This window comes from Streptomyces sp. NPDC005195, assembly GCF_040608315.1.
GTDB lineage: Bacteria > Actinomycetota > Actinomycetes > Streptomycetales > Streptomycetaceae > Streptomyces > Streptomyces kaempferi.
The window spans coordinates 1-25,612 of record NZ_JBEXHZ010000010.1; the positions used below are offsets into that span (position 1 = coordinate 1).

The window sequence follows — 25,612 nt, forward strand, 5'->3', positions numbered from 1 at the left end:
AGGCCGCCGCCCAGATGACGAAGCTGGGACAGGCGTACCGCCTGTCGGCGACGCAACTGGACGGACTGGAAAGACCCAGATTCCCTCCACCGCCGAAGGCGATTCAGCCTGATCCGCGAAGTGTTTGGTCAAACGAAGTCGTGTCGACCGGAGGCGGGGCCGTCAGCACGTCATCAAGCAGACACACGGTTCCCGCCCCGTTCTCATCCGGGGTGTCTAGGACTGCGGCCGAGGCCACTGGGCGTCGAGGAGGGATGAGCGATGAATCCGGCTCGCCGGGAACAGTTGGACGATCGCGCCCCGAAGCCTCGGACCATGTGGGCGTGAAGATCGACGGGACGCAGGTACTGCCGCAAACACCCTTGGCACCTCCTGTGAGTCCGGTCGGCCCGCCGAGTGGTGGAAGGGCTGAGGTCGGTGGTTCGCCTCCCACGGGGACGATTCCGCCGATGCCGAGTGGCGCGCCGGGTTCGCCCGGACGCTTGGTGGGTCCGGAGCGCACGACGGCCGGCGGTCGTCCTACGGTTCAGCCCAGGCCCGGACCGGCGGGACCGGTCTCCCGAGGCGTACGGGGTATCGGAGATGTCGCCGAGCCGGGGGGCCCGACAGGCGCGGCACGTCCGGTAGTCGGAGGACGGCCTGCGGTCCCCCTTGGACGCGGGATGGCAGTCGCAACTCCCAGACGGACGCCGGGCAGCGACGGCATTGTCGGGGGCCGTCCCACGTCACCGACCCCGGGACCGGCTGCTGCTCGGCCTTCCCGTGGGCTGACGCGCGGCACCGTCGTGGGGGGTGAAACACCCAGCACGCCTGATCGCGGTGCTAGCGGTCCAAAGCGGCCTGCCGGTGCCGGTGGAGCTCGCAATGGTCAGCGCGCGACGCCTGAATTGCGGGGCATGGGAACCGGTCCGGAGAGCGGCGTACTGGGTGGCCGCCCGAAGCCACAGAAAGGCTCGGGAACTGGGCTGTTCACCCGCGGTGGCTCGGGTTTGGTGCGAAACCAGGACCCCGATGGCACTACGCCCACGTCGAGCGCTGTCGGGCGTACGGGCGCGCCGCCGAACGGCTCCCGGACATCGAAATCGCGGAGACGGAATAACGAGCGGGAAAAGAGGGACGGCACCCGAACCGAGGAGCAGGAGACCGGGCAGCAGTAGGCCGCTTGGAGACCTGGCCGACGTAAGTCGACCGACCCTGCACATGAGACCCCGAGGAAGTAGATGCCTGCCAGCACGATAAGGAACGCCCGCCTTGGGAACGCCGTCTCCGGAGTCGTGGGCCTGCTGTTGGTGGGCATTGCGACCACGCCCGCCTACGCGGAGTCCATCCGGGAGCGGGAGTGGCACCTCACGGCCATGAAGGCCGAGCAGATGTGGCAGACCAGCACGGGCAGGGGCATCACCGTGGCCGTCATCGACTCGGGCGTGAACGCCGACTTGCACGACCTGAAGGGCCAGGTACTCCCTGGCATGGACGAGGCACCAGACTCACCCGGCGACGAGCACACGGATTACGAGGGGCATGGGACCGGGATGGCCCTTCTGATCGCCGGCACAGGCAAGGCCAACGGAGGCGCTGGCACCTTCGGCCTCGCACCAGGAGTCAAGATCCTCCCGGTACGGACACCTGATAGGGGATTGGACGGCGCCCGATACACCAAGGAGTTCAGTGAGACCGTGAGCCGTGGGATTCGTTTCGCCGTTCGCCAGGGCGCACAGGTGATCAACATCTCGATGGCGGTGTCCGAAGGGTCGGAGCAACTCACCGACGCTGTGAAGTACGCGCTGGACAAGGGTTCGCTGATCTTCGCCGGCGTCGGAAACAGCGGCAGCGAAGACAAGGGAAACCCAGTGGAATACCCTGCCGCGACTCCGGGCGTGGTCGGCGTGGGCGCGGTCGGCAAAGACCTCCGCAAGACCACCGAGTCCGAGTACGGCCCGCAGGTCGACATGGCCGCGCCTGGCGAAGAGATGTACTCCGTATGCCCGAACGGCTCGGGTTTGTGCCGCTCCCACGGCACCAGCGACGCCACCGCCCTTGCCTCCGCCAGCGCCGCCCTCATCTGGTCCAAGCACCCGACATGGACCAACAACCAGGTCCTGCGCGTCATGCTCGACACCGCCGGCGGCCCCACGGACGGCGCCAAGCGCAACGACTCCATCGGCTACGGCATCGTCCGTCCTCGCATCGCCCTGCAGGACCCCGGCGATCCGGGGCCGGCCGATGCTTATCCACTCCCAGACTTCCCAATTGCGGCCACCGCGGCGCCCTCTCCGGGTGCTGTTGCCTCCAAGGAGCAGGAGTCCGTGGCGAAGGCTCACAGCGCAGCAGGCGAATCTGCTTCAAAGGGCGCCGGAGGCGGCTCCCTCTGGATCGCCCTCGGCATGGGGGCCGTGGTGCTCCTCGGAGGTCTCGCGACCGTCATCGCCCGTAAGTATCGGCGTTCGGCCGCCTAGCGGCGGGTGGCGACCCCTTCGGCGGAATGTCCTCACCCAAGGGCTGACATCGTTGGAATATCAGGCGCTGTTAGCCTGGCAGGCGCACGCCAACTGACCACACAGGGGTGGATGTTCATGTCGCAGTCGACAGGCGAGCACCCGACAGTCGCTGCCGGAGCCACGCCTCCGATCGGTATGCGGCTGAACCAGCTCCCCGGCGACCCGGGCGGCGGGCTCTCCGGCGGCAAGCCGGATCTCGCGTCGTCGCCCGCTGAGAAGCGGGCCGCTGCGAAGGCGATCGAGGATCACATCGAGCCCGAAACCAAGAAGGCCGGGGAACGAGCGGACGGGGAGATGGGCGCCGCCATCAAGGCGTTCGGGCCGAAGGACGGGAGCGGTTGGCTCACATCCGGTGCGGTCGGGAAGGCGCACAAGGCCTGGGACGAGCAGGTCCGGCACCTCATGAACCGGCTGTCGTCGGAGAAGGCTGCGCTGCGAAGCACTAACACCGTGTTGACGGGGACGGACGTCGGAGTCGGGACCGGCGTGCGCAAGTCGTCGTCGCTCGACGGCTTCTGATCCCCTTCGCTCTCCAACGGTTCTTACGCCAGCGCACTCAACGGGGACCCATGCCGACGTATCACGAGATCATGACGACCGACCTTTCTTCACTCACCACGGCCGCCGAACGCTGGGACGCCGTGGCGAAGGAGTTCCACAAGCAGGAAGTGGCGTACAAGCGGGACGTGCACGGCATATCCGTGGGGCAGACCTGGACGGGCCTGAGCGCGGACGCCGCCAGCAAGCGCTTCGACATCACGCTGAAGGAGTTCCAGAAGGCCCAGGTCGAGGCGAAGGCCATCGCCTCTCTTTTCCGTGACGCCCATAAGCAGTTCACGGGCCTGCGCGTCAAGCTCGAATCGTCTGGCAGGGATGCCGTCGAAGCGGGCATGAAGGTGTCCGACCAGGGACTGGTGTCCTTCGACACCGAGAAGCTGAGCCAGGCCGAGCGAACCGCCTGGGGCCACGACCCCGACTACCAGGACAGCATCCGCAAGTCCGTCAGCTCCTGGCAGCAGCTCATCGACCAGCGCGTGAAGGATATGGGCGACGCAGACAAGGACGTCGAGACCGCCTTGCAGACCGTGGTGGTCGACGGCGACCTCAATGACGGTACGTTCACTGGCTTCAACGGCCAGGCCCAAGGCCACATTGACCACTACACGGGCCAGAAGCCCGTCGGCACGAAGACGGACGGGTGGGACCCCGAAGGCAAGCTCAAGCTGACCGGGCCCGGCGCCGGCTTCTCCGTCACCACCGACCCCAAGTACGGCAAGGAGGGATCGGTCAAGGCATACACCGACCTCTTCCATGCGACCGGGGAAGGGACGCTGACCAGGGGAGACTGGAAGCTTGCCGGGATAGCCGACGGCTACGGGGGAGCCAGGGCCACCGCGAACTACGGATTCAACAACAAGGGCGTCGTCGGCAAGGCCGAGGCCTCCGCGGGGCTACGGGCGTTGACCGAAGAACGGGCCGAGTATGGGCCCTACGCCGGTGTCTACGGGCGGGCCGACGGATTCGCCGGTGCCGAGGCGGGGGTCAACGCCAAAGCGACCAAGGACGAGTTCACCGTCGGCGCGAAGGCGTTCGCCGGGGCGAAGGGCGGCGTCGCCGGAGGTGGGGAGGTCGCCGGCATCGGTTTCGGCGCGACGGCCGAGGGGTGGGCCGGTCCCGGTGCGGAGGCCTGGTGGGGTTACAAGAGAGACGATGACGGCAAGTTCCACCTCGGCGGTAAGGCCGGAGCGTCCCCTCTCCTCGGCGGCGCAGTGGGATACGAGATCACTGTCGATCCGGACAAGCTGAGCGAGACCGCCGGCGACGCGGCCGATGCGATGGGCGACGCGGTCGACTCGGTCGGCGACGGCATCGGCTCCGTCAAGGACAGCGTCACCAACTGGTTCTGATCCATTTCCCTTGGAAGGAGGGCCCGAAATGCCCACGACATTGCCGGTGCCCATCGAATTCCGATTGCCAGAGGGCTGGCTCCCGGCCCGTCCGGAAGGGTTCGACGCCGCGGGCGTGGCCTTCGCTGCGGTGCGTCCGCAGCCGGATGCCGGGTTCGCGGCGAACATCACCATCGACGGCGAGGTGCCGCCGGACGAGGCGACGCTGGCCGACCTCGCGGACGAGTCGGTGGAGCGTCTGCGCGAGGCCGCCGAGTCGGTGGTGGCGGGCCGCCGACGCGAGGTCGGCTCCGCCGACGCGCCCGCCCTCACCCAGCGGCTGACGTTCTCCACCTTTGTCGACGGCGCGCGCTGTGACCTCGTCCAGTCGCAGGTGTACTTGTCCCTGTCGGACGCCGAGGATCCGCACAAGCGCGCGGTGATCCGGCTGGCTCTGACCGCCACCGCGGCCCAGCACGACGCTGTCCTGGGAGACTTTCAGGACTTCGTTCGCACGGTTCGTCCAGACACCAGGGCGGGGGCCTAGCAATGGGGCGTCTTTGGGACAGACTGACCGGCACCACATACCCGGACAGCGGTGTCTCACCGCTGCCGAGTACGGAGATCCGGGCCGCGCTTTTCGCGCTCAACGGGCCGGACGTGCCGTACCGCGTACGGAACGCTCTCCCTGCCGAGAAGGCCGACCTGGTGGCGGAGTGCCGGATTCCGCGGGTGGGCGTGACCCTCAAGACCCGTATGCGCCTGATCCCTGAGAAGCATGAGGTGCGTTTCCTCGACGAGCGGTGGGAGAACCGTTCGTCCGACCAGGCCAATGCGCAGTACGGACGTGGGCACGCACCCGCGGTGTTCCGACAGTGGAAGACCGAGCAGGGTCCTGACGGCCGTCGGCGCAAGGTCGAGACGTTCCGCTTCGACACGCGGGAGATGACGGACCCCCTGCGGAACACGGTCCTCGGCGCAGGGTGGACCTTGCGGGGAGTCTTCAAGCTCTGATCCGCCGGTGGGGGACACGGGGCTGGGCGAAGGAGTCCGCGGTCACCGGCTCCTTCTGACGGCAGACAGCGACAGAGGCAGAGACAGAGACGACAAGAAGTTCTGCATCAAGATCGTCCCCGGAGCGTGGAGATCGGCATCGGCTCCGAGGCTCCGGCCGACATCTGCTCTCGCTCCCTCCTACCTGCTGGGGGCGGTCACGCATGATGCCGTTCTCGGGTCATGTCGCCCGTCCCCCGCTCTCACATGCACTGGTTCCCATGGCGCGGGTAGAAGCTTGGGGTCGGAGAGCGCGGTGGGATCCGGGTCGGGCGCATGTGCCCCGTGCGGAGAAGGCCCGCAGGCGCGACCGCGCACCCAGGGTTTGACCCACGTCACCCAAGGGGTACGATCCTCGGCTCGATTGGCCAGCCCCCCGCCGCGTATGGCAGACTAGCGGGGTTGCTCGGTCGAGTGCCGATGCTGTGCGCCTCCCGTCGGGGGGACCGGAAGCGAGTCCCACAGTACTCGTCGCCCCATCTGCCGTGAGGCAGCGCTGGAGCGGACGTACGGGAATCTTCCGGGAAGTGTCAGCGGGGTGCAGACCAGGCGCCCGGTGGGTGTTCAGCCCCCGGTTCCGCGGTTGTCTTTTGGGCTGAGCCGCGTCCCTGAGCAGGGAAATCCCTTGTGGATATCTGTGCGGCAGGAGCGCGACACACCCGACCGCGTGGGTCGGAGACGAGAACGCGAACCCGCGGGTTCCAGAGCGTTTCACGAGACAAAGGACTACTGAGTAGCCATGGCGGGACAGAAGATCCGCATCCGGCTCAAGGCCTACGACCACGAGGTCATCGACTCCTCGGCGAAGAAGATCGTCGAGACGGTGACGCGCACTGGTGCGTCGGTCGCGGGCCCGGTGCCGCTGCCCACTGAGAAGAACGTGTACTGCGTCATCAAGTCGCCGCACAAGTACAAGGACTCGCGCGAGCACTTCGAGATGCGCACGCACAAGCGCCTCATCGACATCCTCGACCCCACGCCCAAGACCGTTGACTCTCTGATGCGACTCGACCTCCCGGCCGGTGTCGACATCGAGATCAAGCTCTAAGGGCCGGTGATCTGAGAATGGGTAAGCAGATCAAGGGCATCCTGGGCGAGAAGCTCGGCATGACGCAGGTGTGGGACGAGAACAACCGCGTTGTTCCCGTCACCGTCGTCAAGGCCGGGCCGAATGTCGTGACCCAGGTGCGTACGAATGACTCCGACGGCTACGAGTCGGTCCAGATCGCCTTCGGCGAGATCGACCCGCGCAAGGTGAACAAGCCCCTCAAGGGTCACTTCGCCAAGGCCGACGTCACCCCCCGTCGTCACCTCGTCGAGATCCGCACCGCGGACGCCTCCGAGTACACCCTCGGCCAGGAGATCTCCGCCGAGGTCTTCGAGGCGGGCGTGAAGGTCGACGTCACCGGCAAGAGCAAGGGCAAGGGCTTCGCCGGTGTCATGAAGCGTCACAACTTCAAGGGCCTCGGCGCCGGTCACGGTGTCCAGCGTAAGCACCGCTCTCCCGGCTCCATCGGTGGCTGTGCCACCCCGGGTCGTGTGTTCAAGGGCGTCCGCATGGCGGGCCGCATGGGCAACGAGCGGGTCACCACCCAGAACCTGACCGTTCACGCCGTTGACGCGGAGAAGGGCCTGCTCCTCATCAAGGGAGCCATCCCTGGTCCGAACGGCGGCCTCGTCCTGGTCCGTACCGCGGCCAAGGGGGCCTGAGGACTATGAGCACCATTGACATTCAGTCGCCCTCCGGCGACACCGCCGGGACTGTTGAGCTCCCGGCCGAGATCTTCGACGTCGAGAAGATCAGCATCCCGCTGCTTCACCAGGTCGTCGTCGCGCAGCTGGCCGCCGCCCGTCAGGGCACGCACAAGGTCAAGCGTCGTGGCGAGGTCCGCGGTGGCGGTAGGAAGCCTTACCGCCAGAAGGGCACCGGCCGCGCGCGCCAGGGTTCGACCCGTGCGCCGCAGTTCGCCGGCGGTGGCGTCGTCCACGGCCCCACCCCGCGTGACTACTCGCAGCGGACCCCGAAGAAGATGAAGGCCGCGGCCCTGCGCCACGCCCTCACCGACCGGGCCCGCAACGCTCGCATCCACGTCATCACCGGCGTGATCGAGGGCGAGACCCCCTCCACCAAGGCCGCGAAGAGCTTCCTCGGCAAGGTCAGCGAGCGCAAGAACGTGCTCCTGGTCATCGAGCGCTCCGACGAGGCCGCGCTGCTTTCCGCGCGCAACCTGCCCCAGGTCCACATCCTGGAGCCGGGCCAGCTGAACACGTACGACGTTCTCGTCTCGGACGACGTGGTCTTCACCCAGGCCGCTTTCGAGTCCTTCGTGTCTGGCCCCCAGGCCGCTGACACCGAAGGGAGCGAAGCCTGATGGCTACGCGTCACCCGAGCATTGCCTCCAAGGCGGCCAAGGCCGCCAAGGCCGCGCGCGTCGCCAAGGCGAAGCGCCACGAGGCCGAGGGCAAGAACACCGTCGAGACGCCGCTGAGCAAGAGCTTCACGGACCCCCGTGACGTCCTTCTCAAGCCGGTCGTCTCCGAGAAGAGCTACGCGCTGCTCGACGAGGGCAAGTACACCTTCGTCGTCGCGCCGGGCGCCAACAAGACCCAGATCAAGCAGGCCGTCCAGGCGGTCTTCTCGGTCAAGGTCACCGGGGTCAACACGATCAACCGCCAGGGTAAGCGCAAGCGCACCAAGAGCGGTTTCGGCAAGCGTGCTGACACCAAGCGCGCCATCGTGACCCTCGCTGAGGGCGACCGTATCGACATCTTCGGCCAGGCCTCCTAACGGAGCGCCCTGGTCCGATATCGGACGAGGACTGAGAAATGGGAATCCGCAAGTACAAGCCGACGACCCCGGGCCGTCGTGGCTCCAGCGTCGCCGACTTCGTCGAGGTCACGCGGTCCACGCCGGAGAAGTCGCTGGTTCGCCCCCTGCACAGCAAGGGCGGCCGTAACAATTCCGGTCGTGTGACCGTTCGCCACCAGGGTGGCGGACACAAGCGCGCCTACCGAGTGATCGACTTCCGTCGTCACGACAAGGACGGCGTGCCGGCGAAGGTCGCGCACATCGAGTACGACCCCAACCGCACCGCGCGCATCGCGCTGCTGCACTACGTGGACGGCGAGAAGCGCTACATCCTCGCCCCGCGCAACCTGCAGCAGGGTGACCGCGTCGAGAACGGTCCCGGGGCCGACATCAAGCCGGGCAACAACCTGGCGCTCCGCAACATCCCGGTCGGTACCACGATCCACGCGATCGAGATCCGTCCCGGTGGCGGCGCCAAGTTCGCCCGCTCCGCCGGTGCCTCGGTGCAGCTGCTCGCGAAGGAGGGCACCATGGCCCACCTCCGCATGCCCTCCGGTGAGATCCGCCTGGTCGACCAGCGCTGCCGCGCCACGGTCGGCGAGGTCGGCAACGCCGAGCAGAGCAACATCAACTGGGGTAAGGCCGGCCGTAAGCGCTGGCTGGGCGTTCGCCCGTCCGTCCGCGGTGTGGCGATGAACCCGGTTGACCACCCGCACGGTGGTGGTGAGGGCAAGACCTCCGGTGGTCGCCACCCGGTCTCCCCGTGGGGTCAGAAGGAGGGTCGTACTCGTTCGCCGAAGAAGGCTTCGAACAAGTACATCGTCCGCCGCCGCAAGACGAACAAGAAGCGCTAGGAGCGGGTTTAGATGCCGCGCAGTCTCAAGAAGGGGCCCTTCGTCGACGACCACCTGATCAAGAAGGTGGACGTACAGAACGAAGCAGGTACCAAGAACGTCATCAAGACCTGGTCCCGTCGCTCGATGATCATCCCGGCCATGCTCGGTCACACGATCGCGGTGCACAACGGCAAGATCCACATCCCGGTGTTTGTCACCGAGTCGATGGTCGGCCACAAGCTCGGCGAGTTCTCGCCGACGCGCACCTTCCGGGGTCACGTCAAGGACGACCGGAAGTCGAAGCGCCGCTAACGCGGGGTGGAATCGACCATGACAGACACTGGAAGGACAACCATGGAAGCCAGGGCCCAGGCGCGGTACATCCGCGTCACGCCCATGAAGGCCCGCCGCGTGGTGGACCTTATCCGTGGCATGGATGCCACGGAGGCTCAGGCGGTCCTGCGTTTCGCCCCGCAGGCCGCGAGCGTGCCGGTCGGCAAGGTGCTTGACAGCGCCATTGCCAACGCCGCACACAACTACGACCACACCGACGCCGGCAGTCTCGTCATCTCCGAGGCGTACGTCGACGAGGGTCCGACCCTGAAGCGGTTCCGTCCGCGTGCCCAGGGCCGCGCCTACCGGATCCGCAAGCGGACCAGCCACATCACCGTGGTCGTCAGCAGCAAGGAAGGAACCCGGTAATGGGCCAGAAGGTTAACCCGCATGGGTTCCGGCTCGGCATCACCACGGACTTCAAGTCCCGCTGGTACGCCGACAAGCTGTACAAGGACTACGTCAAGGAAGACGTCGCCATCCGTCGGATGATGTCGTCCGGCATGGAGCGCGCCGGTATCTCGAAGGTTGAGATCGAGCGCACCCGTGACCGCGTGCGGGTGGACATCCACACCGCGCGTCCCGGCATCGTCATCGGCCGCCGTGGCGCCGAGGCCGACCGCATCCGCGGTGACCTCGAGAAGCTCACGGGCAAGCAGGTCCAGCTGAACATCCTCGAGGTCAAGAACCCCGAGACCGACGCTCAGCTGGTTGCTCAGGCCGTCGCCGAGCAGCTGTCCTCCCGCGTCTCCTTCCGTCGCGCCATGCGTAAGAGCATGCAGGGCACGATGAAGGCCGGCGCCAAGGGCATCAAGATCCAGTGCGGTGGCCGCCTCGGCGGCGCCGAGATGTCCCGCTCGGAGTTCTACCGCGAGGGCCGCGTGCCCCTGCACACGCTCCGCGCGAACGTGGACTACGGCTTCTTCGAGGCCAAGACGACCTTCGGCCGTATCGGTGTGAAGGTCTGGATCTACAAGGGCGACGTCAAGAACATCGCCGAGGTCCGCGCCGAGAACGCCGCTGCCCGCGCCGGCAACCGCCCGGCCCGTGGCGGCGGCAACGACCGCCCGGCCGGCCGTGGTGGTCGTGGTGGCGAGCGTGGCGGCCGCGGCCGCAAGCCGCAGCAGGCTCCCGCTGCCGAGGCCCCCAAGGCCGAGGCTCCGGCTGCCGCTCCGGCTGAGAGCACCGGAACGGAGGCCTGACCGACATGCTGATCCCCCGTAGGGTCAAGCACCGCAAGCAGCACCACCCGAAGCGCCGTGGTCAGGCCAAGGGCGGCACGCAGGTTTCGTTCGGCGAGTACGGCATTCAGGCCCTCACGCCGGCGTACGTGACGAACCGCCAGATCGAGGCCGCTCGTATCGCGATGACCCGCCACATCAAGCGTGGCGGCAAGGTCTGGATCAACATCTACCCGGACCGCCCGCTGACCAAGAAGCCTGCCGAGACCCGCATGGGTTCCGGTAAGGGTTCTCCCGAGTGGTGGGTCGCGAACGTGCACCCGGGCCGGGTCATGTTCGAACTGTCCTACCCCAACGAGAAGATCGCCCGTGAGGCCCTGACTCGCGCAGCCCACAAGCTGCCGATGAAGTGCCGGATCGTCAAGCGCGAGGCAGGTGAAGCGTGATGTCGGCCGGTACCAAGGCGTCCGAGCTGCGCGAACTGGGTGACGAGGAGCTTCTTGCGAAGCTTCGCGAAGCCAAGGAAGAGCTGTTCAACCTCCGCTTCCAGGCGGCGACCGGTCAGCTCGAGAACCACGGTCGGCTCAAAGCCGTCCGCAAGGACATCGCGCGGATCTACACCCTGATGCGTGAGCGCGAGCTGGGCATCGAAACGGTGGAGAGCGCCTGATGAGCGAGAGCAACGTGACTGAGACCAACGAGCAGCGCGGTTTCCGCAAGACCCGTGAGGGTCTGGTCGTCAGCGACAAGATGGACAAGACCGTCGTCGTCGCTGTCGAGGACCGCGTCAAGCACGCGCTGTACGGCAAGGTCATCCGCCGTACGAGCAAGCTCAAGGCCCACGACGAGCAGAACGCCGCGGGTATCGGCGACCGCGTCCTCCTCATGGAGACGCGTCCGCTGTCCGCGACGAAGCGCTGGCGCATCGTCGAGATCCTCGAGAAGGCCAAGTAATTACCTGAGGGGTTTCCCTCAGGTTCGTTCCGCCAGGCTCGGGGCGGGGCCGCCGTAAGGTCGGCCCCGCCCCGGGAACCGGCAGACAAATCAGGAGATAGACGTGATCCAGCAGGAGTCGCGACTGCGTGTCGCCGACAACACTGGTGCGAAGGAGATCCTTTGCATCCGTGTGCTCGGTGGCTCCGGTCGCCGCTACGCGGGCATCGGTGACGTCATCGTCGCCACCGTCAAGGACGCGATCCCCGGTGGCAACGTGAAGAAGGGTGACGTCATCAAGGCCGTCATCGTTCGCACCGTCAAGGAGCGCCGCCGTCCGGACGGCTCGTACATCCGCTTCGACGAGAACGCCGCCGTCATTCTGAAGAACGACGGCGACCCTCGCGGCACCCGTATCTTCGGCCCTGTCGGCCGTGAGCTGCGCGAGAAGAAGTTCATGAAGATCATCTCGCTCGCGCCGGAGGTGCTGTAAGCATGAAGATCAAGAAGGGTGACACGGTTCAGGTCATCACTGGCAAGGACAAGGGCAAGCAGGGCAAGGTCATTGCCTCTTACCCGCGCGACGAGCGCGTCCTGGTCGAGGGTGTCAACCGGGTCAAGAAGCACACCAAGGCCGGCCCGACCGCCAGCGGTTCGCAGGCCGGCGGCATCGTGACGACCGAGGCCCCGATCCACGTGAGCAACGTTCAGCTCGTCGTGGAGAAGGACGGCAACAAGGTCGTCACGCGTGTCGGTTACCGCTTCGACGACGAGGGCAACAAGATCCGCGTTGCCAAGCGGACGGGTGAGGACATCTGATGGCTACCACCACGACTCCGCGTCTCAAGACGAAGTACCGCGAGGAGATCGCGGCGAAGCTGCAGGAAGAGTTCTCCTACGAGAACGTCATGCAGACGCCGGGCCTCGTCAAGATCGTGGTCAACATGGGTGTCGGCGACGCCGCCCGTGACTCGAAGCTCATGGACGGTGCCGTCCGTGACCTGACCACGATCACCGGTCAGAAGCCGGCCATCACCAAGGCCCGCAAGTCCATCGCGCAGTTCAAGCTGCGTGAAGGCCAGCCGATCGGTGCCCACGTCACGCTCCGTGGCGACCGCATGTGGGAGTTCCTGGACCGCACCCTGTCGCTCGCGCTGCCGCGCATCCGCGACTTCCGCGGTCTGTCCCCCAAGCAGTTCGACGGCCGTGGCAACTACACCTTCGGTCTCACGGAGCAGGTCATGTTCCACGAGATCGACCAGGACAAGATCGACCGCGTCCGGGGTATGGACATCACCGTGGTGACCACGGCGACCAACGACGCTGAGGGCCGTGCCCTTCTCCGTCACCTCGGCTTCCCCTTCAAGGAGGCGTAAGCGAGATGGCGAAGAAGGCTCTGATTGCCAAGGCTGCTCGTAAGCCCAAGTTCGGTGTGCGTGGCTACACGCGCTGCCAGCGGTGCGGTCGTCCGCACTCCGTGTACCGCAAGTTCGGCCTGTGCCGCGTCTGCCTTCGTGAGATGGCTCACCGTGGCGAGCTGCCGGGCGTGACCAAGAGCTCCTGGTAGTCCCGTACTTCGGGATTCCAGAGGCTCTCGGTAAGTAAAGGGCGCTGTCGGGTGCCCATCTCTCCATGGCTTAGGCTAGGGGGGTTGGGCGCCTGACGCCCGTACGACTTACTACGCCGTAGGTCCCCGCACCGCACCCGTCCCGCCACTGAGTGGGGAGAGGGATGGCGCATACAGGAAACCCCGGCGAGAGAGGCCGAAGGCCAATTCATGACCATGACTGATCCGATCGCAGACATGCTTACCCGTCTGCGTAACGCGAACTCGGCGTACCACGACGATGTCGCGATGCCGCACAGCAAGATCAAGTCGCACATCGCGGAGATCCTCCAGCAGGAGGGCTTCATCACCGGCTGGAAGGTCGAGGACGCCGAAGTCGGCAAGAAGCTCGTCCTCGAGCTGAAGTTCGGCCCGAACCGTGAGCGCTCCATCGCGGGCATCAAGCGGATTTCGAAGCCGGGTCTGCGTGTGTACGCGAAGTCCACCTCCCTGCCCAAGGTGCTCGGTGGCCTCGGCGTGGCGATCATCTCCACGTCGCACGGTCTCCTCACCGACAAGCAGGCCGGCAAGAAGGGCGTAGGCGGAGAAGTTCTCGCCTACGTCTGGTAGCGGAAGGGAACGGAGGAAACAGCTATGTCGCGTATTGGCAAGCTCCCCATCACGGTTCCCGCCGGCGTGGACGTCACCATCGATGGCCGTACGGTCCAGGTGAAGGGCCCCAAGGGCTCCCTCTCCCACACCGTCGTGGCGCCGATCGAGATCATGAAGGGTGAGGACGGCGTTCTGAACGTCACCCGCCCGAACGATGAGCGTCAGAACAAGGCCCTGCACGGCCTGTCCCGCACGCTGGTGGCGAACATGATCACCGGCGTGACCACGGGTTACGTGAAGAAGCTCGAAATCAGCGGTGTCGGTTACCGCGTCCTGGCGAAGGGCTCCAACCTGGAGTTCTCGCTCGGCTACAGCCACTCGATCACGGTCGAGGCGCCCGAGGGCATCTCGTTCAAGGTCGAGAACCCGACGCACTTCTCGGTCGAGGGAATCGACAAGCAGAAGGTCGGCGAGGTTGCGGCCAACATCCGCAAGCTGCGCAAGCCCGACCCGTACAAGGCCAAGGGCGTCAAGTACGAGGGCGAAGTCGTCCGGCGCAAGGTCGGAAAGGCGGGTAAGTAAGCCATGGCATACGGTGTCAAGATTGCTAAGGGCGACGCTTACAAGCGTGCTGCCATCAAGCGTCGTCACATCCGGATCCGTAAGCACATCTCGGGTACGGCTGAACGTCCTCGCCTGGTCGTGACGCGCTCCAACCGCCACATCGTGGCCCAGGTCATCGACGACGTTAAGGGTCACACCCTCGCGTCGGCGTCGACCCTGGACACCACGGTCCGTGGTGGCGAGGGCGACAAGTCCGCGCAGGCCAAGTCGGTCGGCGCCCTGGTCGCCGAGCGCGCCAAGGCCGCCGGTGTCGAGGCTGTCGTATTCGACCGTGGTGGTAACCAGTACGCCGGGCGCATTGCCGCTCTGGCGGACGCCGCCCGCGAAGCCGGACTCAAGTTCTGAGTCGGTTCCGTAGCTAGCGGAAACAGAGAGAGGTAATTCCAATGGCTGGACCCCAGCGCCGCGGAAGCGGTGCCGGTGGCGGCGAGCGGCGGGACCGGAAGGGCCGTGACGGCGGCGCTGCTGCCGAGAAGACCGCGTACGTTGAGCGCGTTGTCGCGATCAACCGCGTCGCCAAGGTCGTGAAGGGTGGTCGTCGCTTCAGCTTCACCGCGCTGGTCGTGGTGGGCGATGGTGACGGCACCGTCGGTGTCGGTTACGGCAAGGCCAAGGAGGTGCCGGCCGCCATCGCCAAGGGTGTTGAGGAGGCCAAGAAGCACTTCTTCAAGGTCCCCCGTATCCAGGGCACCATCCCGCACCCGATCACGGGCGAGAAGGCCGCGGGCGTCGTCCTGCTCAAGCCTGCTTCCCCCGGTACCGGCGTTATCGCCGGTGGCCCGGTGCGTGCTGTGCTCGAGTGCGCCGGCGTTCACGACATCCTGTCGAAGTCGCTCGGCTCGTCCAACGCGATCAACATCGTGCACGCGACGGTGGCTGCCCTCAAGGGTCTGCAGCGTCCCGAGGAGATCGCGGCTCGCCGTGGTCTGCCCCTCGAGGACGTCGCCCCGGCGGCTCTGCTGCGTGCGCGTGCGGGAGCGGGTGCGTAATCATGGCTCAGCTCAGGATCACGCAGACGAAGTCGTACATCGGTAGCAAGCAGAACCACCGCGACACACTGCGTTCGCTCGGGCTCAAGCGCCTGAACGACGTGGTCGTCAAGGAGGACCGCCCCGAGTTCCGCGGAATGGTGCACGCCGTCCGCCACCTCGTGTCGGTTGAGGAGGTCGACTGATCATGGCGGAGAACAAGCCGCTCAAGATCCACAACCTCCGTCCCGCCCCGGGCGCCAAGACTGCCAAGACCCGTGTGGGTCGTGGTGAGGCGTCGAAGGGTAAGACGGCCGGTCGTGGTACCAAGGGCACGAAGGCCCGTTACCAGGTTCCGGAGCGCTTCGAGGGCGGGCAGATGCCCCTCCACATGCGTCTCCCGAAGCTGAAGGGCTTCAAGAACCCGTTCAAGACCGAGTTCCAGGTCGTGAACCTCGAGAAGCTGGCCGCGCTGTACCCGGAGGGTGGCGAGGTCACCGTCGAGGGTCTCGTCGCCAAGGGTGCCGTTCGCAAGAACAGCCTCGTCAAGGTCCTCGGCCAGGGCGAGGTCTCCGTGGCGCTGCAGGTGACGGTCGACGCCGTCTCCGGCTCCGCCAAGGAGAAGATCACCGCCGCGGGCGGTACCGTCACCGAGCTCGTCTGATCACTTCAGGCGCCTCGATGACTTGAGCGATCCCGACCGGGGATGCCCCAACAAATGGGGCATCCCCGGTTGGTCGTTCCAAGGGGGGCGGTGTCGCCGGTAAGGTGGCCTGCACTGCCGACTTTCGTCCGGCGCCACGCCGGACGGCAGTTGACCGATACCTATTCGTCGAACCTCAAGACCATCACCCTTGACGCGGTAGCGCGGGGGTCGCAGGAGGCACCGTGCTCACCGCGTTCGCCCGGGCGTTCAGGACGCCCGACCTGCGCAAGAAGCTGCTCTTCACTCTCGCCATCATCGTGGTCTACCGGGTCGGTACGCACATTCCGATCCCTGGCGTCGACTACAAGAACGTCCAGACCTGTATCGACGCGGCCTCGAAGGGCAACCAGGGGCTGTTCGGTCTCGTCAACCTGTTCAGTGGTGGCGCGCTGCTGCAGATCACGATCTTCGCGCTCGGCATCATGCCGTACATCACGGCGAGCATCATCCTGCAGCTGCTGACGGTGGTGATCCCGCGCCTCGAAGCCCTCAAGAAGGAGGGCTCGTCCGGCACCGCGAAGATCACGCAGTACACCCGGTATCTGACGGTTGCCCTCGCCATCCTTCAGGGCACCGGCCTGGTCGCGACCGCGCGCAGCGGCGCCCTGTTCAGCGGCTGCCAGGTGGCCAACCAGATCGTTCCGGACCAGTCGATCTTCCAGACCGTCGTCATGGTCGTCACCATGACCGCCGGTACCGGCGTCGTCATGTGGCTGGGTGAGCTCATCACCGACCGCGGCATCGGCAACGGCATGTCGATCCTCATGTTCATCTCGATCGCCGCGAGCTTCCCGACCGCGCTGTGGACCATCAAGACGTCGGGCACCCTGGCCGGAGGCTGGATCGAGTTCGGCACGGTCATCCTCGTCGGCCTGGTCATGGTCGGCCTGGTGGTCTTCGTCGAGCAGGCCCAGCGGCGCATTCCCGTCCAGTACGCGAAGCGCATGATCGGCCGCCGGTCCTACGGGGGTACGTCCACGTACATCCCGCTGAAGGTCAATCAGGCGGGCGTGATCCCCGTCATCTTCGCGTCGTCGCTGCTCTACATCCCGGCGCTGGTCGCCCAGTTCTCCAAGGGCAACTCCGGTTGGAAGACCTGGATCACGCAGAACCTGACCAAGGGCGACCACCCGATTTACATCACCATGTACTTCCTCCTGATCGTTTTCTTCGCGTTCTTCTACGTGGCGATCTCCTTCAACCCCGAGGAAGTAGCCGACAACATGAAGAAGTATGGTGGCTTCATCCCGGGCATCCGGGCCGGTCGGCCGACCGCTGAGTACCTGAGTTACGTACTCAACCGGATCACCTGGCCGGGGTCGCTGTATCTGGGTCTGATCGCTCTCGTACCGACGATGGCGTTGGTTGGCTTCGGGGCAAGCCAGAACTTCCCGTTCGGTGGTACCAGCATCCTGATCATCGTGGGTGTGGGTCTTGAGACGGTGAAGCAGATCGAGAGCCAGCTTCAGCAGCGCAATTACGAAGGGTTCCTCCGCTGATGCGAATCGTCCTCGTCGGGCCGCCCGGTGCCGGGAAGGGAACGCAGGCCGCGTTCCTTGCCAAGAACCTGGGGATTCCGCACATCTCCACGGGCGACCTCTTCCGTGCCAACATCAGCCAGGGCACGGAGCTCGGCAAGCAGGCGAAGGCGTACATGGACGCCGGCAACCTGGTACCGGACGAGGTCACCATCGGGATGGCCAAGGACCGCATGGAGCAGCCCGACGCCGCGAACGGCTTTCTGCTGGACGGCTTCCCTCGTAACGTCTCGCAGGCCGAGGCGCTCGACGAGATGCTGAAGGCCGAGAGCATGAAGCTGGACGCGGTGCTGGACCTGGAGGTCCCCGAGGACGAGGTGGTCAAGCGCATCGCCGGCCGCCGTATCTGCCGCAAGGACTCGAGCCACGTCTTCCACGTGGAGTACAAGAAGCCGCAGCGGGACGGCGTCTGCGACGTCTGCGGTGGCGAGCTGTACCAGCGCGACGACGACTCCGAGGAGACCGTCCGTACGCGGCTGGAGGTCTACCACACGCAGACCGAGCCGATCATCGACTACTACAAGGCCCAGGGCCTGGTCGTCACGATCTCGGCGCTCGGCAAGGTGGAAGAGGTCACGGGGCGCGCCATGGAGGCGCTCAAGAGCAAGGCCGACGACAAGTAGTCGTCACGCTGCTGCGGCCGCGGTGCCCTCCGGGGCGTCGCGGCCGTAGTGTTGTGCAGGTAGTCGTTCGTGTACGCAGTCGTTTGACGGAGAAGACGGAGAGCGCGGGCCGCCATGGTGCAGATCAAGACCCCCGAGCAGATCGCCAAGATGCGTGAGGCGGGCCTTGTCGTCGCCGCCGTGCACGCGGCCACGCGCGAGGCGGCGGTGCCGGGTGCGACGACGCGGGACCTCGACGAGGTCGCGCGCAAGGTACTCGCGGAGCACGGCGCGAAGTCGAACTTCCTGGGGTACGGGGGTTTCCCCGCGACCATCTGCACCTCGGCCAACGAGGTCGTCGTGCACGGCATCCCGGACGACAAGACCGTCCTGAAGGACGGCGACATCATCTCCATCGACGCGGGCGCGATCGTGGACGGCTGGCACGGGGACGCGGCGTTCACGGCGTTCGTGGGCTCCGGCCACGCTCCGGAGCTGATCGAGCTCTCCCGGGTGACCGAGGAGTCGATGTGGGCGGGCATCGCGGCGATGAGGTCGGGGAACCGGCTCGTCGACGTCTCCCGCGCGATCGAGACGTACATCCGCCGTCAGCCGAAGCCCGGCGGCGGCCGGTACGGGATCATCGAGGACTACGGCGGCCACGGCATCGGCACCGAGATGCACATGGACCCGCACCTGCTGAACTACGTGGAGCGCCGGCGCGGCAAGGGCCCGAAGCTCGTCCCCGGTCTCTGCCTGGCCGTCGAGCCGATGGTCTCCCTGGGCACGCCGAAGACCGAGGTGCTGGAGGACGACTGGACCGTCATCACGACGGACGGCACCTGGTCCTCGCACTGGGAGCACTCGGTGGCGGTCACGGAGGAGGGCCCGCTGGTCCTGACGGCTCCGGACTGCGGCAGGGCGAAGCTGGCGGAGTACGGCGTGACGGCGGCGCCCGACCCACTGGCGTAGGGCGCGGCCTCGGCCGGTTCGCGCTCAATCACCGGGGGGACCAGGTTAAGGATCTCCCGGATGGGGCATTCTTCCTCGATTCGTCTTTCCGAGTGCCCTGACGTAGACTGACTCGTCGGCTCTCGTGCACCCGCATGCCTGCATGCGCTCGCGCGGAGTCGATCAAGGTAGTCGATTCGAAGGGCGAAGCGTGGCCAAGAAGCAAGGTGCCATCGAGATCGAGGGCACTGTCGTCGAGTCTCTTCCGAACGCCATGTTCAAGGTTGAGCTCCAGAACGGCCACCAGGTTCTGGCACACATCAGCGGCAAGATGCGTATGCACTACATCCGCATCCTCCCTGACGACCGGGTCGTGGTGGAGCTGTCTCCGTACGACCTGACGCGTGGCCGGATCGTCTACCGGTACAAGTAGATCTTGCCTTTACTCCGTGCTCCCGGTTCCGGGACGCGGGTGGTGGCACTGACCCGGAGAACCTCACCTAATGAAGGTCAAGCCGAGCGTCAAGAAGATCTGCGACAAGTGCAGGGTGATCCGCCGTCATGGTCGGGTCATGGTCATCTGCGAAAACCCGCGCCACAAGCAGCGCCAGGGCTGACGCACGACCGCACCTTCTGCACCCGCAGATACTTCGCGCGACGCAAGCAGTACATGTTCATACGCAGAACCCAGGGCTGATTCTCGTCAGGCCTGACACCCCCGGTCGGAGGCCGGGGACCCGTTCCGTACCGAATCTTCAGCAGAGAAGACGACGGCGGGCGGGATCCGGTTCTGCGGAAGACCTCCGAACGACAACTGGAGCCATTGAATGGCACGCGTTTCCGGTGTTGACATCCCGCGCGAAAAGCGCGTGGAGGTCGCCCTGACCTACGTGTTCGGCATCGGCCGGACCCTTTCCCAGCAGACGCTGGCCGAGACCGGCGTGAACCCGAACACCCGCGTTCGTGACCTCTCCGAGGAGGAGCTGGTCAAGATCCGCGAGTACGTGGACGCTCACCTGAAGACCGAGGGTGACCTCCGTCGCGAGATTCAGGCCGACATCCGCCGCAAGGTCGAGATCGGTTGCTACCAGGGTCTGCGCCACCGTCGTGGCCTGCCCGTCCACGGTCAGCGCACCAGCACGAACGCTCGTACCCGCAAGGGCCCGCGTCGCGCCATCGCCGGTAAGAAGAAGCCGGGCAAGAAGTAGTCCTCAGCGGACGCTTATCAGCGGTCTTCGCTGTAGGACCGACCACCTCCCGTAGGAGTAATAGATGCCCCCCAAGGGTCGTCAGGGCGCTGCCAAGAAGGTGCGCCGCAAGGAAAAGAAGAACGTCGCTCACGGGCACGCTCACATCAAGAGCACGTTCAACAACACGATCGTCTCGATCACGGACCCCGCGGGCAACGTGATCTCCTGGGCCTCCGCCGGCCACGTCGGCTTCAAGGGCTCGCGCAAGTCCACCCCCTTCGCCGCGCAGATGGCCGCCGAGTCGGCCGCCCGTCGCGCGCAGGAGCACGGCATGCGCAAGGTTGACGTCTTCGTCAAGGGCCCGGGCTCGGGTCGTGAGACGGCGATCCGTTCGCTGCAGGCGACCGGTCTCGAGGTCGGCTCCATCCAGGACGTGACGCCGACCCCGCACAACGGCTGCCGTCCGCCCAAGCGCCGCCGCGTCTGACGCACGGCCGCTTGTCGGCTTGAGGTTTCCGGGCGGTACGGCTCTGTGAAAGGGCCGTATCGCCCGTACCCTTGCAGTACCCGTGCGGTGAAACGTACGGTTTTTGTCGGGCGTCAAATAGCGGGCGTCCACGAAAGAAGGATCTGATCCACACATGCTGATCGCTCAGCGTCCCTCGTTGACCGAAGAGGTCGTCGACGAATTCCGCTCCCGGTTCGTGATCGAGCCGCTGGAGCCGGGCTTCGGTTACACCCTCGGCAACTCCCTGCGTCGGACCCTCCTGTCCTCGATCCCGGGTGCGGCGGTCACGTCCATCCGTATCGACGGCGTGCTGCACGAGTTCACCACCGTGCCGGGCGTCAAGGAGGACGTCACCGACCTGATCCTCAACATCAAGCAGCTCGTCGTCTCCTCGGAGCACGACGAGCCGGTCGTGATGTACCTGCGCAAGCAGGGTCCGGGTCTCGTCACCGCCGCCGACATCGCGCCCCCGGCCGGTGTCGAGGTGCACAACCCCGACCTCGTCCTCGCCACGCTCAACGGCAAGGGCAAGCTGGAGATGGAGCTGACCGTCGAGCGCGGTCGCGGCTACGTCTCCGCCGTTCAGAACAAGCAGGTGGGCCAGGAGATCGGCCGTATCCCGGTCGACTCCATCTACTCGCCCGTTCTGAAGGTCACCTACAAGGTCGAGGCGACCCGTGTCGAGCAGCGCACCGACTTCGACAAGCTGATCGTCGACGTCGAGACCAAGCAGGCCATGCGTCCCCGTGACGCCATGGCGTCGGCCGGTAAGACCCTGGTCGAGCTGTTCGGTCTGGCTCGTGAGCTCAACATCGACGCCGAGGGCATCGACATGGGCCCGTCCCCCACGGACGCCGCCCTCGCCGCTGATCTCGCCCTGCCGATCGAGGAGCTCGAGCTCACCGTTCGGTCGTACAACTGCCTCAAGCGTGAGGGCATCCACTCCGTGGGTGAGCTCGTCGCCCGCTCCGAGGCCGACCTCCTGGACATCCGCAACTTCGGTGCGAAGTCCATCGACGAGGTCAAGGCGAAGCTGGCCGGCATGGGCCTGGCCCTCAAGGACAGCCCGCCCGGATTCGACCCGACCGCTGCCGCGGACGCCTTCGGTGCGGACGACGACGCGGATGCCGGGTTCGTCGAGACCGAGCAGTACTGAGAGCTCGGGCCGGACGGTCCGTTTTCCGGTGCGGGTGCGCTGTGCTTGATCGCACAGTTCCCCGTGCCCCCTCCGGGGCGCCCCTTCGGGGCCGCCCCGGATCTCCGACGGGCAATCGCCCGCTCGGACACTGACCTCGGTACCTGATACGGCCGGGGCAGACACCAAGGAGAAACACCATGCCGAAGCCCGCCAAGGGTGCCCGTCTGGGCGGCAGTGCCGCGCACGAGAAGCTGCTCCTCGCGAACCTCGCGAAGTCGCTCTTCGAGCACGGCCGCATCACCACCACCGAGGCCAAGGCCCGTCGTCTGCGCCCGTACGCGGAGCGTCTGGTCACCAAGGCGAAGAAGGGTGACCTTCACAACCGCCGTCAGGTGCTCTCGGTGATCACGGACAAGAGCATCGTGCACACGCTCTTCACCGAGATCGGCCCGCGCTACGAGAACCGCCCGGGTGGTTACACCCGTATCACCAAGATCGGTAACCGCCGTGGCGACAACGCGCCCATGGCCGTCATCGAGCTGGTGGAGGCCCTGACCGTGGCCCAGCAGGCCACCGGTGAGGCCGAGGCGGCCACCAAGCGTTCCGCCAAGGACGCCGAGGCTCCGGCCAAGGTCGAGGAGACCAAGGTCGAGGACGCCGCTGAGGCTCCTGCCGAGGAGTCGAAGGACGCCTGAGGCACTGCCTTGCTGTGAGCGGGTCCGTCCCTTCGGGGGCGGGCCCGCTTTCGCGTTCCGGCAGGAGAGCCGGGCTTGAGAGGATCCAGGAGTGAGTGACGAAGCAGAGCACGGGTTCGTACGGGTGCGGCTCGACCTGTCGTACGACGGGACCGAGTTCTCCGGGTGGGCCAAGCAGGCCGGGGGCCGGCGGACCGTGCAGGGGGAGATCGAGGACGCGCTGCGAACGGTGACGCGCTCCCACGAGACCGGGTACGAGCTGACCGTCGCCGGGCGCACCGACGCCGGGGTGCACGCGCGCGGGCAGGTGGCGCACGTCGATCTGCCGGCGGAGCTGTGGGCCGAACACCGGGAGAAGCTGCTGAAGCGGCTGGCCGGGCGGCTGTCGAAGGACGTGCGGGTGTGGTCCCTGACCGAGGCGCCCGCCGGGTTCAACGCGCGTTTCTCGGCGGTCTGGCGGCGCTATGCCTATCGCGTCACCGACAACGCCGGGGGTGTGGATCCGCTGCTGCGCAACCACGTCCTATGGCACGACTGGCCGTTGGACGTCGACGCCATGAACCGGGCGGCGGCCGATCTCGTGGGCGAGCACGACTTCGCCGCCTACTGCAAGAAGCGCGAGGGCGCGACGACCATCCGTACGCTCCAGGAGCTGAGCCTGGTGCGCGGGGACGACGGGATCATCACCGCGACCGTCCGCGCCGACGCCTTCTGCCACAACATGGTGCGCTCCCTGATCGGGGCGCTGCTGTTCGTGGGGGACGGCCACCGCGGGCCCGAGTGGCCCGGCAAGGTGCTGGCCGCCGGTGTACGGGACTCGGCCGTCCATGTCGTACGGCCGCACGGGCTGACGCTGGAGGAGGTCGGCTATCCCGCCGACGAGCTGCTGGCCGCGCGCAACAAGGAGGCCCGCAACAAGCGCACCCTTCCCGGGGCGCCGGGGTGTGACACCTGCTAGTGCCTGCCGGGCCCTGGACGGCCCCGGCGCGCCGCGCAGGCGTCCGGCCGCCCGGTGCGGGGTGGCCGGGAGCGGGGTGGCCGGTTGCCGCCCGGTCCACCCGCGGCGGCCGGCCGGTGACTACCGGTTGGCCGCCGACGAGGCCTGGGCCTCGCCGCGCCGGCGGATCTGGCGGAAGGTGAACTCGGCCAGGTCGTCGCCGGTGGTGAAGACCTCGGCGCTCTTGGTCGTCACGTCCTTGCCGTTGGTGAAACCGGCCAGCGTGAAGTAGGCGTAGCGGCCGTAGGAGTTGGTGGTCGAGCGGCAGACCGACGTGCGGCAGAAGGTGGCGACGCCCTGGCCCGGCAGCGAGGTGATGATGCTCTTGCTGTCCGCCTGGGCCTTCGCCTTGTCCGCCTGGGCCTTGGTGTCGAAGACCGCGACGCCCACGGTCACGGCGACGCCGCCCTTGCTGTACGTGACGCGGATGAGCCGGGTGCAGCCGTTGTCGGTGAGGACCTTGGGGAGCGTCCTCTGCACGCCCGTCGCGCACTTCGTCGTGGAGGCGGTCGGACCCTTGCGGTAGACGCGGTCAACCATGGTCAGCTGCGAACCGGGGAAGAGGATGTCCGGGCTGAGCGGGGCGGTGTCCTTCTTGGCGCTGGATATGAAGTCCATCGGATCCAGCGGCGGAGGGGCCGAGGTCGGCGCGAACGAGGGCGCCGGCGCGGTGGTGTCGCTCGGGACGGCCGTGGTGCCGGGCAGCTTGCCGGACTGGTTCGACGCCGAGTTGTCGCCGTTCGCGGAGACGACGGCCACGGCGACGGCCGCGCCGACCGCGAGCGTGGCGATCGCCGAGCCGCCGATCACCAGCAGCCTGCGGCGCCTGTTGCGCGTCTCGGACGCCTCGGCGAGTGCCGCCCAGTCCGGAGTCCGGTTCCCGCTGCCCCAGTCGGGTTGCTGAGAACCAGGCTTCCACGGATCCCACGGGGGCTCCCCCTGCCCACCCTGCCCATAGCTCATGGGGCGCATCTTAGACGGGCGTTGGGGGGTGCCGTTCCGCACCGGGGGATACCTGAGCCCCTAGCGTGACCTGACCGCGCACGGGCAAAACTGACATCTCCGGGTGGTTGGTACGTCATGCCTCCCGGCGGCGCGCCGGGGCGGGGGGCCTCGCGCGGCGGCGGATTCCGTGGGGTTCCTCACACGGTCGCCGGGCCGGTGGCGCGGCGCGTCCTTTGTGACTGGTTTAGGCTGGGTACGCAGGCTGCGGCAGCGGCCGTGCGGCCGGAATCCGGCCTCGGGGCGCGTACAGCGCCCGGAGCCGAGGGATGTCCCATCCGCCCGGACGACCGCCCTCGAGGCTTGCCGCAAGAGCCGCGTTTTGACCCGTCCGGGGAAGCGCGGGTACTCTTGCAGTTCGTTATGTGTATTGGCTTGCTCATTCTCACGTGAGGGGCCCTTACACCGGTCCACCGGGGCCGATGACCAGCGACCAGCACTCGGTATGCGTCACCGAGGTGCGGTCAGGGCTGTCGTGATCGTCCGTGGTGGCCATGTCAGGACCCACTCACTGAAGAAGCGAAGGCTACGACCGTGCGTACGTACAGCCCCAAGCCCGGCGACATCACTCGCCAGTGGTACGTCATCGACGCCCAGGATGTCGTCCTGGGTCGTCTGGCGACCACTGCAGCGAACATCCTGCGGGGCAAGCACAAGCCGATCTATGCGCCCCACGTCGACGCTGGTGACTTCGTCATCATCATCAACGCCGACAAGGTGCACCTCTCCGGCAACAAGAAGACCCAGAAGCTGGCGTACCGCCACTCCGGTTACCCGGGTGGTCTGCGCTCCGTCCGTTACGACGAGCTGCTGGCGAAGAACCCCGAGAAGGCCGTCGAGAAGGCCATCAAGGGCATGGTTCCGAAGAACACCCTGGGCCGTCAGGTGCTCTCGAAGCTGAAGGTCTACGCGGGCGAGAACCACCCGCACGCTGCGCAGCAGCCGGTCCCGTTCGAGATCACCCAGGTCGCGCAGTAGTTCCGGCCACCCCCTAAGACGAAAAAGA

38 protein-coding genes are annotated in these 25,612 nt (G+C 66.6%); 37 read left to right on the forward strand and 1 reads right to left on the reverse strand.

The genetic code is table 11. The annotated features are described in order from the left end of the window. Positions 1 to 1,274: 1,274 nt before the first annotated feature. The 36 genes from mycP to truA all read left to right on the forward strand — a co-directional run bounded on the left by mycP (position 1,275) and on the right by truA (position 23,565). Positions 1,275 to 2,456, forward strand: coding sequence for a type VII secretion-associated serine protease mycosin (mycP, locus tag ABZV34_RS13765; RefSeq protein WP_356274751.1), 1,182 nt, complete (start codon positions 1,275 to 1,277; stop codon positions 2,454 to 2,456). Between the two features lie 117 nt (positions 2,457 to 2,573). Further along, positions 2,574 to 3,017: a hypothetical protein gene (locus ABZV34_RS13770; protein ID WP_356274753.1), complete on the forward strand. Its 444-nt coding sequence runs from the start codon at positions 2,574 to 2,576 to the stop codon at positions 3,015 to 3,017. Positions 3,018 to 3,088: 71 nt separating this feature from the next. Further along, the gene (locus ABZV34_RS13775; protein WP_356274756.1) at positions 3,089 to 4,405 is read left to right on the forward strand and encodes a hypothetical protein; all 1,317 of its coding nucleotides are present in this window, start codon (positions 3,089 to 3,091) and stop codon (positions 4,403 to 4,405) included. A gap of 28 nt (positions 4,406 to 4,433) precedes the next feature. Continuing rightward, a complete protein-coding gene (locus ABZV34_RS13780; protein WP_356274759.1) occupies positions 4,434 to 4,931 on the forward strand; it encodes a hypothetical protein in 498 nt (165 codons plus the stop codon). A gap of 2 nt (positions 4,932 to 4,933) precedes the next feature. Next, positions 4,934 to 5,398, forward strand: coding sequence for a hypothetical protein (locus ABZV34_RS13785; protein WP_356274762.1), 465 nt, complete (start codon positions 4,934 to 4,936; stop codon positions 5,396 to 5,398). 778 nt (positions 5,399 to 6,176) lie between these two features. Next, on the forward strand, positions 6,177 to 6,485 hold the full coding sequence (gene rpsJ, locus ABZV34_RS13790; protein WP_003948644.1) for a 30S ribosomal protein S10: 309 nt from the start codon (positions 6,177 to 6,179) through the stop codon (positions 6,483 to 6,485). Between the two features lie 17 nt (positions 6,486 to 6,502). Continuing rightward, positions 6,503 to 7,147, forward strand: a complete 645-nt coding sequence (gene rplC, locus ABZV34_RS13795; RefSeq protein ID WP_153289118.1) for a 50S ribosomal protein L3 — start codon at positions 6,503 to 6,505, stop codon at positions 7,145 to 7,147. Positions 7,148 to 7,152: 5 nt separating this feature from the next. Further along, a complete protein-coding gene (rplD, locus tag ABZV34_RS13800; RefSeq protein ID WP_356274765.1) occupies positions 7,153 to 7,809 on the forward strand; it encodes a 50S ribosomal protein L4 in 657 nt (218 codons plus the stop codon). Further along, positions 7,809 to 8,225 carry a 50S ribosomal protein L23 gene (gene rplW / locus ABZV34_RS13805; protein WP_099921128.1) on the forward strand — a complete coding sequence of 139 codons (417 nt, stop codon included), beginning with the start codon at positions 7,809 to 7,811 and terminating at the stop codon, positions 8,223 to 8,225. The genes rplD and rplW overlap by 1 nt, the downstream gene beginning before the upstream one ends. 38 nt (positions 8,226 to 8,263) lie before the next feature. After that, positions 8,264 to 9,100, forward strand: a complete 837-nt coding sequence (rplB, locus tag ABZV34_RS13810) for a 50S ribosomal protein L2 (protein ID WP_150472364.1) — start codon at positions 8,264 to 8,266, stop codon at positions 9,098 to 9,100. 12 nt (positions 9,101 to 9,112) lie between these two features. Next, positions 9,113 to 9,394, forward strand: a complete 282-nt coding sequence (gene rpsS, locus ABZV34_RS13815) for a 30S ribosomal protein S19 (RefSeq protein ID WP_168529651.1) — start codon at positions 9,113 to 9,115, stop codon at positions 9,392 to 9,394. A 42-nt stretch (positions 9,395 to 9,436) separates the two neighbouring features. Further along, entirely contained in the window at positions 9,437 to 9,784 is a 348-nt protein-coding gene (rplV, locus tag ABZV34_RS13820) for a 50S ribosomal protein L22 (protein WP_006604878.1), read from the forward strand. After that, entirely contained in the window at positions 9,784 to 10,617 is an 834-nt protein-coding gene (gene rpsC, locus ABZV34_RS13825) for a 30S ribosomal protein S3 (RefSeq protein ID WP_356274769.1), read from the forward strand. The genes rplV and rpsC overlap by 1 nt, the downstream gene beginning before the upstream one ends. Positions 10,618 to 10,622: 5 nt before the next feature. Next, a complete protein-coding gene (rplP, locus tag ABZV34_RS13830) occupies positions 10,623 to 11,042 on the forward strand; it encodes a 50S ribosomal protein L16 (protein ID WP_099500627.1) in 420 nt (139 codons plus the stop codon). Next, positions 11,042 to 11,266, forward strand: coding sequence for a 50S ribosomal protein L29 (gene rpmC, locus ABZV34_RS13835; protein WP_003998824.1), 225 nt, complete (start codon positions 11,042 to 11,044; stop codon positions 11,264 to 11,266). The genes rplP and rpmC overlap by 1 nt, the downstream gene beginning before the upstream one ends. Continuing rightward, positions 11,266 to 11,550, forward strand: coding sequence for a 30S ribosomal protein S17 (gene rpsQ, locus ABZV34_RS13840; RefSeq protein ID WP_148010025.1), 285 nt, complete (start codon positions 11,266 to 11,268; stop codon positions 11,548 to 11,550). Before rpmC ends, rpsQ begins: the two co-directional genes overlap by 1 nt. Before the next feature lie 103 nt (positions 11,551 to 11,653). After that, positions 11,654 to 12,022 carry a 50S ribosomal protein L14 gene (gene rplN / locus ABZV34_RS13845; protein ID WP_003992364.1) on the forward strand — a complete coding sequence of 123 codons (369 nt, stop codon included), beginning with the start codon at positions 11,654 to 11,656 and terminating at the stop codon, positions 12,020 to 12,022. A 2-nt stretch (positions 12,023 to 12,024) separates the two neighbouring features. Next, on the forward strand, positions 12,025 to 12,348 hold the full coding sequence (rplX, locus tag ABZV34_RS13850; protein WP_168529657.1) for a 50S ribosomal protein L24: 324 nt from the start codon (positions 12,025 to 12,027) through the stop codon (positions 12,346 to 12,348). Next, positions 12,348 to 12,905 (forward strand): 50S ribosomal protein L5, encoded by a 558-nt coding sequence (gene rplE / locus ABZV34_RS13855; protein ID WP_148010026.1) that lies wholly within the window; start codon positions 12,348 to 12,350, stop codon positions 12,903 to 12,905. Before rplX ends, rplE begins: the two co-directional genes overlap by 1 nt. 5 nt (positions 12,906 to 12,910) lie before the next feature. Next, a complete protein-coding gene (locus ABZV34_RS13860; RefSeq protein ID WP_003948630.1) occupies positions 12,911 to 13,096 on the forward strand; it encodes a type Z 30S ribosomal protein S14 in 186 nt (61 codons plus the stop codon). A 210-nt stretch (positions 13,097 to 13,306) separates the two neighbouring features. Then, positions 13,307 to 13,705 (forward strand): 30S ribosomal protein S8, encoded by a 399-nt coding sequence (rpsH, locus tag ABZV34_RS13865; RefSeq protein WP_055614920.1) that lies wholly within the window; start codon positions 13,307 to 13,309, stop codon positions 13,703 to 13,705. Positions 13,706 to 13,729: 24 nt separating this feature from the next. Continuing rightward, positions 13,730 to 14,269 (forward strand): 50S ribosomal protein L6, encoded by a 540-nt coding sequence (gene rplF / locus ABZV34_RS13870; RefSeq protein WP_356274774.1) that lies wholly within the window; start codon positions 13,730 to 13,732, stop codon positions 14,267 to 14,269. Positions 14,270 to 14,272: 3 nt separating this feature from the next. Continuing rightward, positions 14,273 to 14,656, forward strand: a complete 384-nt coding sequence (gene rplR / locus ABZV34_RS13875; RefSeq protein WP_067367094.1) for a 50S ribosomal protein L18 — start codon at positions 14,273 to 14,275, stop codon at positions 14,654 to 14,656. A gap of 41 nt (positions 14,657 to 14,697) precedes the next feature. Next, positions 14,698 to 15,300: a 30S ribosomal protein S5 gene (rpsE, locus tag ABZV34_RS13880; protein WP_055513610.1), complete on the forward strand. Its 603-nt coding sequence runs from the start codon at positions 14,698 to 14,700 to the stop codon at positions 15,298 to 15,300. A gap of 2 nt (positions 15,301 to 15,302) precedes the next feature. After that, positions 15,303 to 15,485: a 50S ribosomal protein L30 gene (rpmD, locus tag ABZV34_RS13885; protein WP_356274777.1), complete on the forward strand. Its 183-nt coding sequence runs from the start codon at positions 15,303 to 15,305 to the stop codon at positions 15,483 to 15,485. A 2-nt stretch (positions 15,486 to 15,487) separates the two neighbouring features. Continuing rightward, on the forward strand, positions 15,488 to 15,943 hold the full coding sequence (rplO, locus tag ABZV34_RS13890) for a 50S ribosomal protein L15 (RefSeq protein WP_356274780.1): 456 nt from the start codon (positions 15,488 to 15,490) through the stop codon (positions 15,941 to 15,943). A 224-nt stretch (positions 15,944 to 16,167) separates the two neighbouring features. Further along, positions 16,168 to 17,484 (forward strand): preprotein translocase subunit SecY, encoded by a 1,317-nt coding sequence (secY, locus tag ABZV34_RS13895; RefSeq protein ID WP_356274782.1) that lies wholly within the window; start codon positions 16,168 to 16,170, stop codon positions 17,482 to 17,484. Beyond that, positions 17,484 to 18,146 (forward strand): adenylate kinase, encoded by a 663-nt coding sequence (locus ABZV34_RS13900; RefSeq protein ID WP_356274785.1) that lies wholly within the window; start codon positions 17,484 to 17,486, stop codon positions 18,144 to 18,146. Before secY ends, ABZV34_RS13900 begins: the two co-directional genes overlap by 1 nt. A gap of 114 nt (positions 18,147 to 18,260) precedes the next feature. Continuing rightward, entirely contained in the window at positions 18,261 to 19,097 is an 837-nt protein-coding gene (gene map, locus ABZV34_RS13905) for a type I methionyl aminopeptidase (protein ID WP_356274788.1), read from the forward strand. 190 nt (positions 19,098 to 19,287) lie between these two features. Further along, positions 19,288 to 19,509 carry a translation initiation factor IF-1 gene (gene infA / locus ABZV34_RS13910; RefSeq protein ID WP_003948620.1) on the forward strand — a complete coding sequence of 74 codons (222 nt, stop codon included), beginning with the start codon at positions 19,288 to 19,290 and terminating at the stop codon, positions 19,507 to 19,509. Between the two features lie 70 nt (positions 19,510 to 19,579). Next, positions 19,580 to 19,693, forward strand: coding sequence for a 50S ribosomal protein L36 (gene rpmJ / locus ABZV34_RS13915; RefSeq protein WP_003998809.1), 114 nt, complete (start codon positions 19,580 to 19,582; stop codon positions 19,691 to 19,693). Between the two features lie 210 nt (positions 19,694 to 19,903). Continuing rightward, complete coding sequence (gene rpsM, locus ABZV34_RS13920; protein WP_356274791.1) at positions 19,904 to 20,284, forward strand: 30S ribosomal protein S13; 381 nt, start codon at positions 19,904 to 19,906, stop codon at positions 20,282 to 20,284. Between the two features lie 64 nt (positions 20,285 to 20,348). Then, positions 20,349 to 20,753: a 30S ribosomal protein S11 gene (gene rpsK, locus ABZV34_RS13925; protein WP_006376016.1), complete on the forward strand. Its 405-nt coding sequence runs from the start codon at positions 20,349 to 20,351 to the stop codon at positions 20,751 to 20,753. Between the two features lie 154 nt (positions 20,754 to 20,907). Beyond that, positions 20,908 to 21,930: a DNA-directed RNA polymerase subunit alpha gene (locus ABZV34_RS13930; protein WP_003966937.1), complete on the forward strand. Its 1,023-nt coding sequence runs from the start codon at positions 20,908 to 20,910 to the stop codon at positions 21,928 to 21,930. Positions 21,931 to 22,109: 179 nt separating this feature from the next. Beyond that, positions 22,110 to 22,607, forward strand: coding sequence for a 50S ribosomal protein L17 (gene rplQ / locus ABZV34_RS13935; RefSeq protein ID WP_356274794.1), 498 nt, complete (start codon positions 22,110 to 22,112; stop codon positions 22,605 to 22,607). Between the two features lie 91 nt (positions 22,608 to 22,698). Beyond that, the gene (truA, locus tag ABZV34_RS13940; protein WP_356274797.1) at positions 22,699 to 23,565 is read left to right on the forward strand and encodes a tRNA pseudouridine(38-40) synthase TruA; all 867 of its coding nucleotides are present in this window, start codon (positions 22,699 to 22,701) and stop codon (positions 23,563 to 23,565) included. 120 nt (positions 23,566 to 23,685) lie between these two features. Here truA and ABZV34_RS13945 read toward each other — a convergent pair whose 3' ends face one another. Further along, positions 23,686 to 24,567: a hypothetical protein gene (locus tag ABZV34_RS13945; RefSeq protein WP_356274800.1), complete on the reverse strand. Its 882-nt coding sequence runs from the start codon at positions 24,565 to 24,567 to the stop codon at positions 23,686 to 23,688. A gap of 573 nt (positions 24,568 to 25,140) precedes the next feature. Here ABZV34_RS13945 and rplM point away from each other — a divergent pair. Next, positions 25,141 to 25,584, forward strand: coding sequence for a 50S ribosomal protein L13 (gene rplM / locus ABZV34_RS13950; protein ID WP_168529673.1), 444 nt, complete (start codon positions 25,141 to 25,143; stop codon positions 25,582 to 25,584). Positions 25,585 to 25,612 lie beyond the last annotated feature (28 nt).

Bases quoted from the DNA above. Each gene is read 5' to 3' on its own strand.
- ABZV34_RS13770 (WP_356274753.1), top strand. From the start codon at position 2,574: ATGTCGCAGTCGACAGGCGAGCACCCGACAGTCGCTGCCGGAGCCACG.
- ABZV34_RS13775 (WP_356274756.1), top strand. From the start codon at position 3,089: ATGACGACCGACCTTTCTTCACTCACCACGGCCGCCGAACGCTGGGAC.
- ABZV34_RS13780 (WP_356274759.1), top strand. From the start codon at position 4,434: ATGCCCACGACATTGCCGGTGCCCATCGAATTCCGATTGCCAGAGGGC.
- ABZV34_RS13785 (WP_356274762.1), top strand. From the start codon at position 4,934: ATGGGGCGTCTTTGGGACAGACTGACCGGCACCACATACCCGGACAGC.
- rpsJ (WP_003948644.1), top strand. From the start codon at position 6,177: ATGGCGGGACAGAAGATCCGCATCCGGCTCAAGGCCTACGACCACGAG.
- rplC (WP_153289118.1), top strand. From the start codon at position 6,503: ATGGGTAAGCAGATCAAGGGCATCCTGGGCGAGAAGCTCGGCATGACG.
- rplD (WP_356274765.1), top strand. From the start codon at position 7,153: ATGAGCACCATTGACATTCAGTCGCCCTCCGGCGACACCGCCGGGACT.
- rplW (WP_099921128.1), top strand. From the start codon at position 7,809: ATGGCTACGCGTCACCCGAGCATTGCCTCCAAGGCGGCCAAGGCCGCC.
- rplB (WP_150472364.1), top strand. From the start codon at position 8,264: ATGGGAATCCGCAAGTACAAGCCGACGACCCCGGGCCGTCGTGGCTCC.
- rpsS (WP_168529651.1), top strand. From the start codon at position 9,113: ATGCCGCGCAGTCTCAAGAAGGGGCCCTTCGTCGACGACCACCTGATC.
- rplV (WP_006604878.1), top strand. From the start codon at position 9,437: ATGGAAGCCAGGGCCCAGGCGCGGTACATCCGCGTCACGCCCATGAAG.
- rpsC (WP_356274769.1), top strand. From the start codon at position 9,784: ATGGGCCAGAAGGTTAACCCGCATGGGTTCCGGCTCGGCATCACCACG.
- rplP (WP_099500627.1), top strand. From the start codon at position 10,623: ATGCTGATCCCCCGTAGGGTCAAGCACCGCAAGCAGCACCACCCGAAG.
- rpmC (WP_003998824.1), top strand. From the start codon at position 11,042: ATGTCGGCCGGTACCAAGGCGTCCGAGCTGCGCGAACTGGGTGACGAG.
- rpsQ (WP_148010025.1), top strand. From the start codon at position 11,266: ATGAGCGAGAGCAACGTGACTGAGACCAACGAGCAGCGCGGTTTCCGC.
- rplX (WP_168529657.1), top strand. From the start codon at position 12,025: ATGAAGATCAAGAAGGGTGACACGGTTCAGGTCATCACTGGCAAGGAC.
- rplE (WP_148010026.1), top strand. From the start codon at position 12,348: ATGGCTACCACCACGACTCCGCGTCTCAAGACGAAGTACCGCGAGGAG.
- ABZV34_RS13860 (WP_003948630.1), top strand. From the start codon at position 12,911: ATGGCGAAGAAGGCTCTGATTGCCAAGGCTGCTCGTAAGCCCAAGTTC.
- rpsH (WP_055614920.1), top strand. From the start codon at position 13,307: ATGACCATGACTGATCCGATCGCAGACATGCTTACCCGTCTGCGTAAC.
- rplF (WP_356274774.1), top strand. From the start codon at position 13,730: ATGTCGCGTATTGGCAAGCTCCCCATCACGGTTCCCGCCGGCGTGGAC.
- rplR (WP_067367094.1), top strand. From the start codon at position 14,273: ATGGCATACGGTGTCAAGATTGCTAAGGGCGACGCTTACAAGCGTGCT.
- rpsE (WP_055513610.1), top strand. From the start codon at position 14,698: ATGGCTGGACCCCAGCGCCGCGGAAGCGGTGCCGGTGGCGGCGAGCGG.
- rpmD (WP_356274777.1), top strand. From the start codon at position 15,303: ATGGCTCAGCTCAGGATCACGCAGACGAAGTCGTACATCGGTAGCAAG.
- rplO (WP_356274780.1), top strand. From the start codon at position 15,488: ATGGCGGAGAACAAGCCGCTCAAGATCCACAACCTCCGTCCCGCCCCG.
- ABZV34_RS13900 (WP_356274785.1), top strand. From the start codon at position 17,484: ATGCGAATCGTCCTCGTCGGGCCGCCCGGTGCCGGGAAGGGAACGCAG.
- map (WP_356274788.1), top strand. From the start codon at position 18,261: ATGGTGCAGATCAAGACCCCCGAGCAGATCGCCAAGATGCGTGAGGCG.
- rpmJ (WP_003998809.1), top strand. From the start codon at position 19,580: ATGAAGGTCAAGCCGAGCGTCAAGAAGATCTGCGACAAGTGCAGGGTG.
- rpsM (WP_356274791.1), top strand. From the start codon at position 19,904: ATGGCACGCGTTTCCGGTGTTGACATCCCGCGCGAAAAGCGCGTGGAG.
- rpsK (WP_006376016.1), top strand. From the start codon at position 20,349: ATGCCCCCCAAGGGTCGTCAGGGCGCTGCCAAGAAGGTGCGCCGCAAG.
- ABZV34_RS13930 (WP_003966937.1), top strand. From the start codon at position 20,908: ATGCTGATCGCTCAGCGTCCCTCGTTGACCGAAGAGGTCGTCGACGAA.
- rplQ (WP_356274794.1), top strand. From the start codon at position 22,110: ATGCCGAAGCCCGCCAAGGGTGCCCGTCTGGGCGGCAGTGCCGCGCAC.
- ABZV34_RS13945 (WP_356274800.1), bottom strand. From the start codon at position 24,567: ATGAGCTATGGGCAGGGTGGGCAGGGGGAGCCCCCGTGGGATCCGTGG.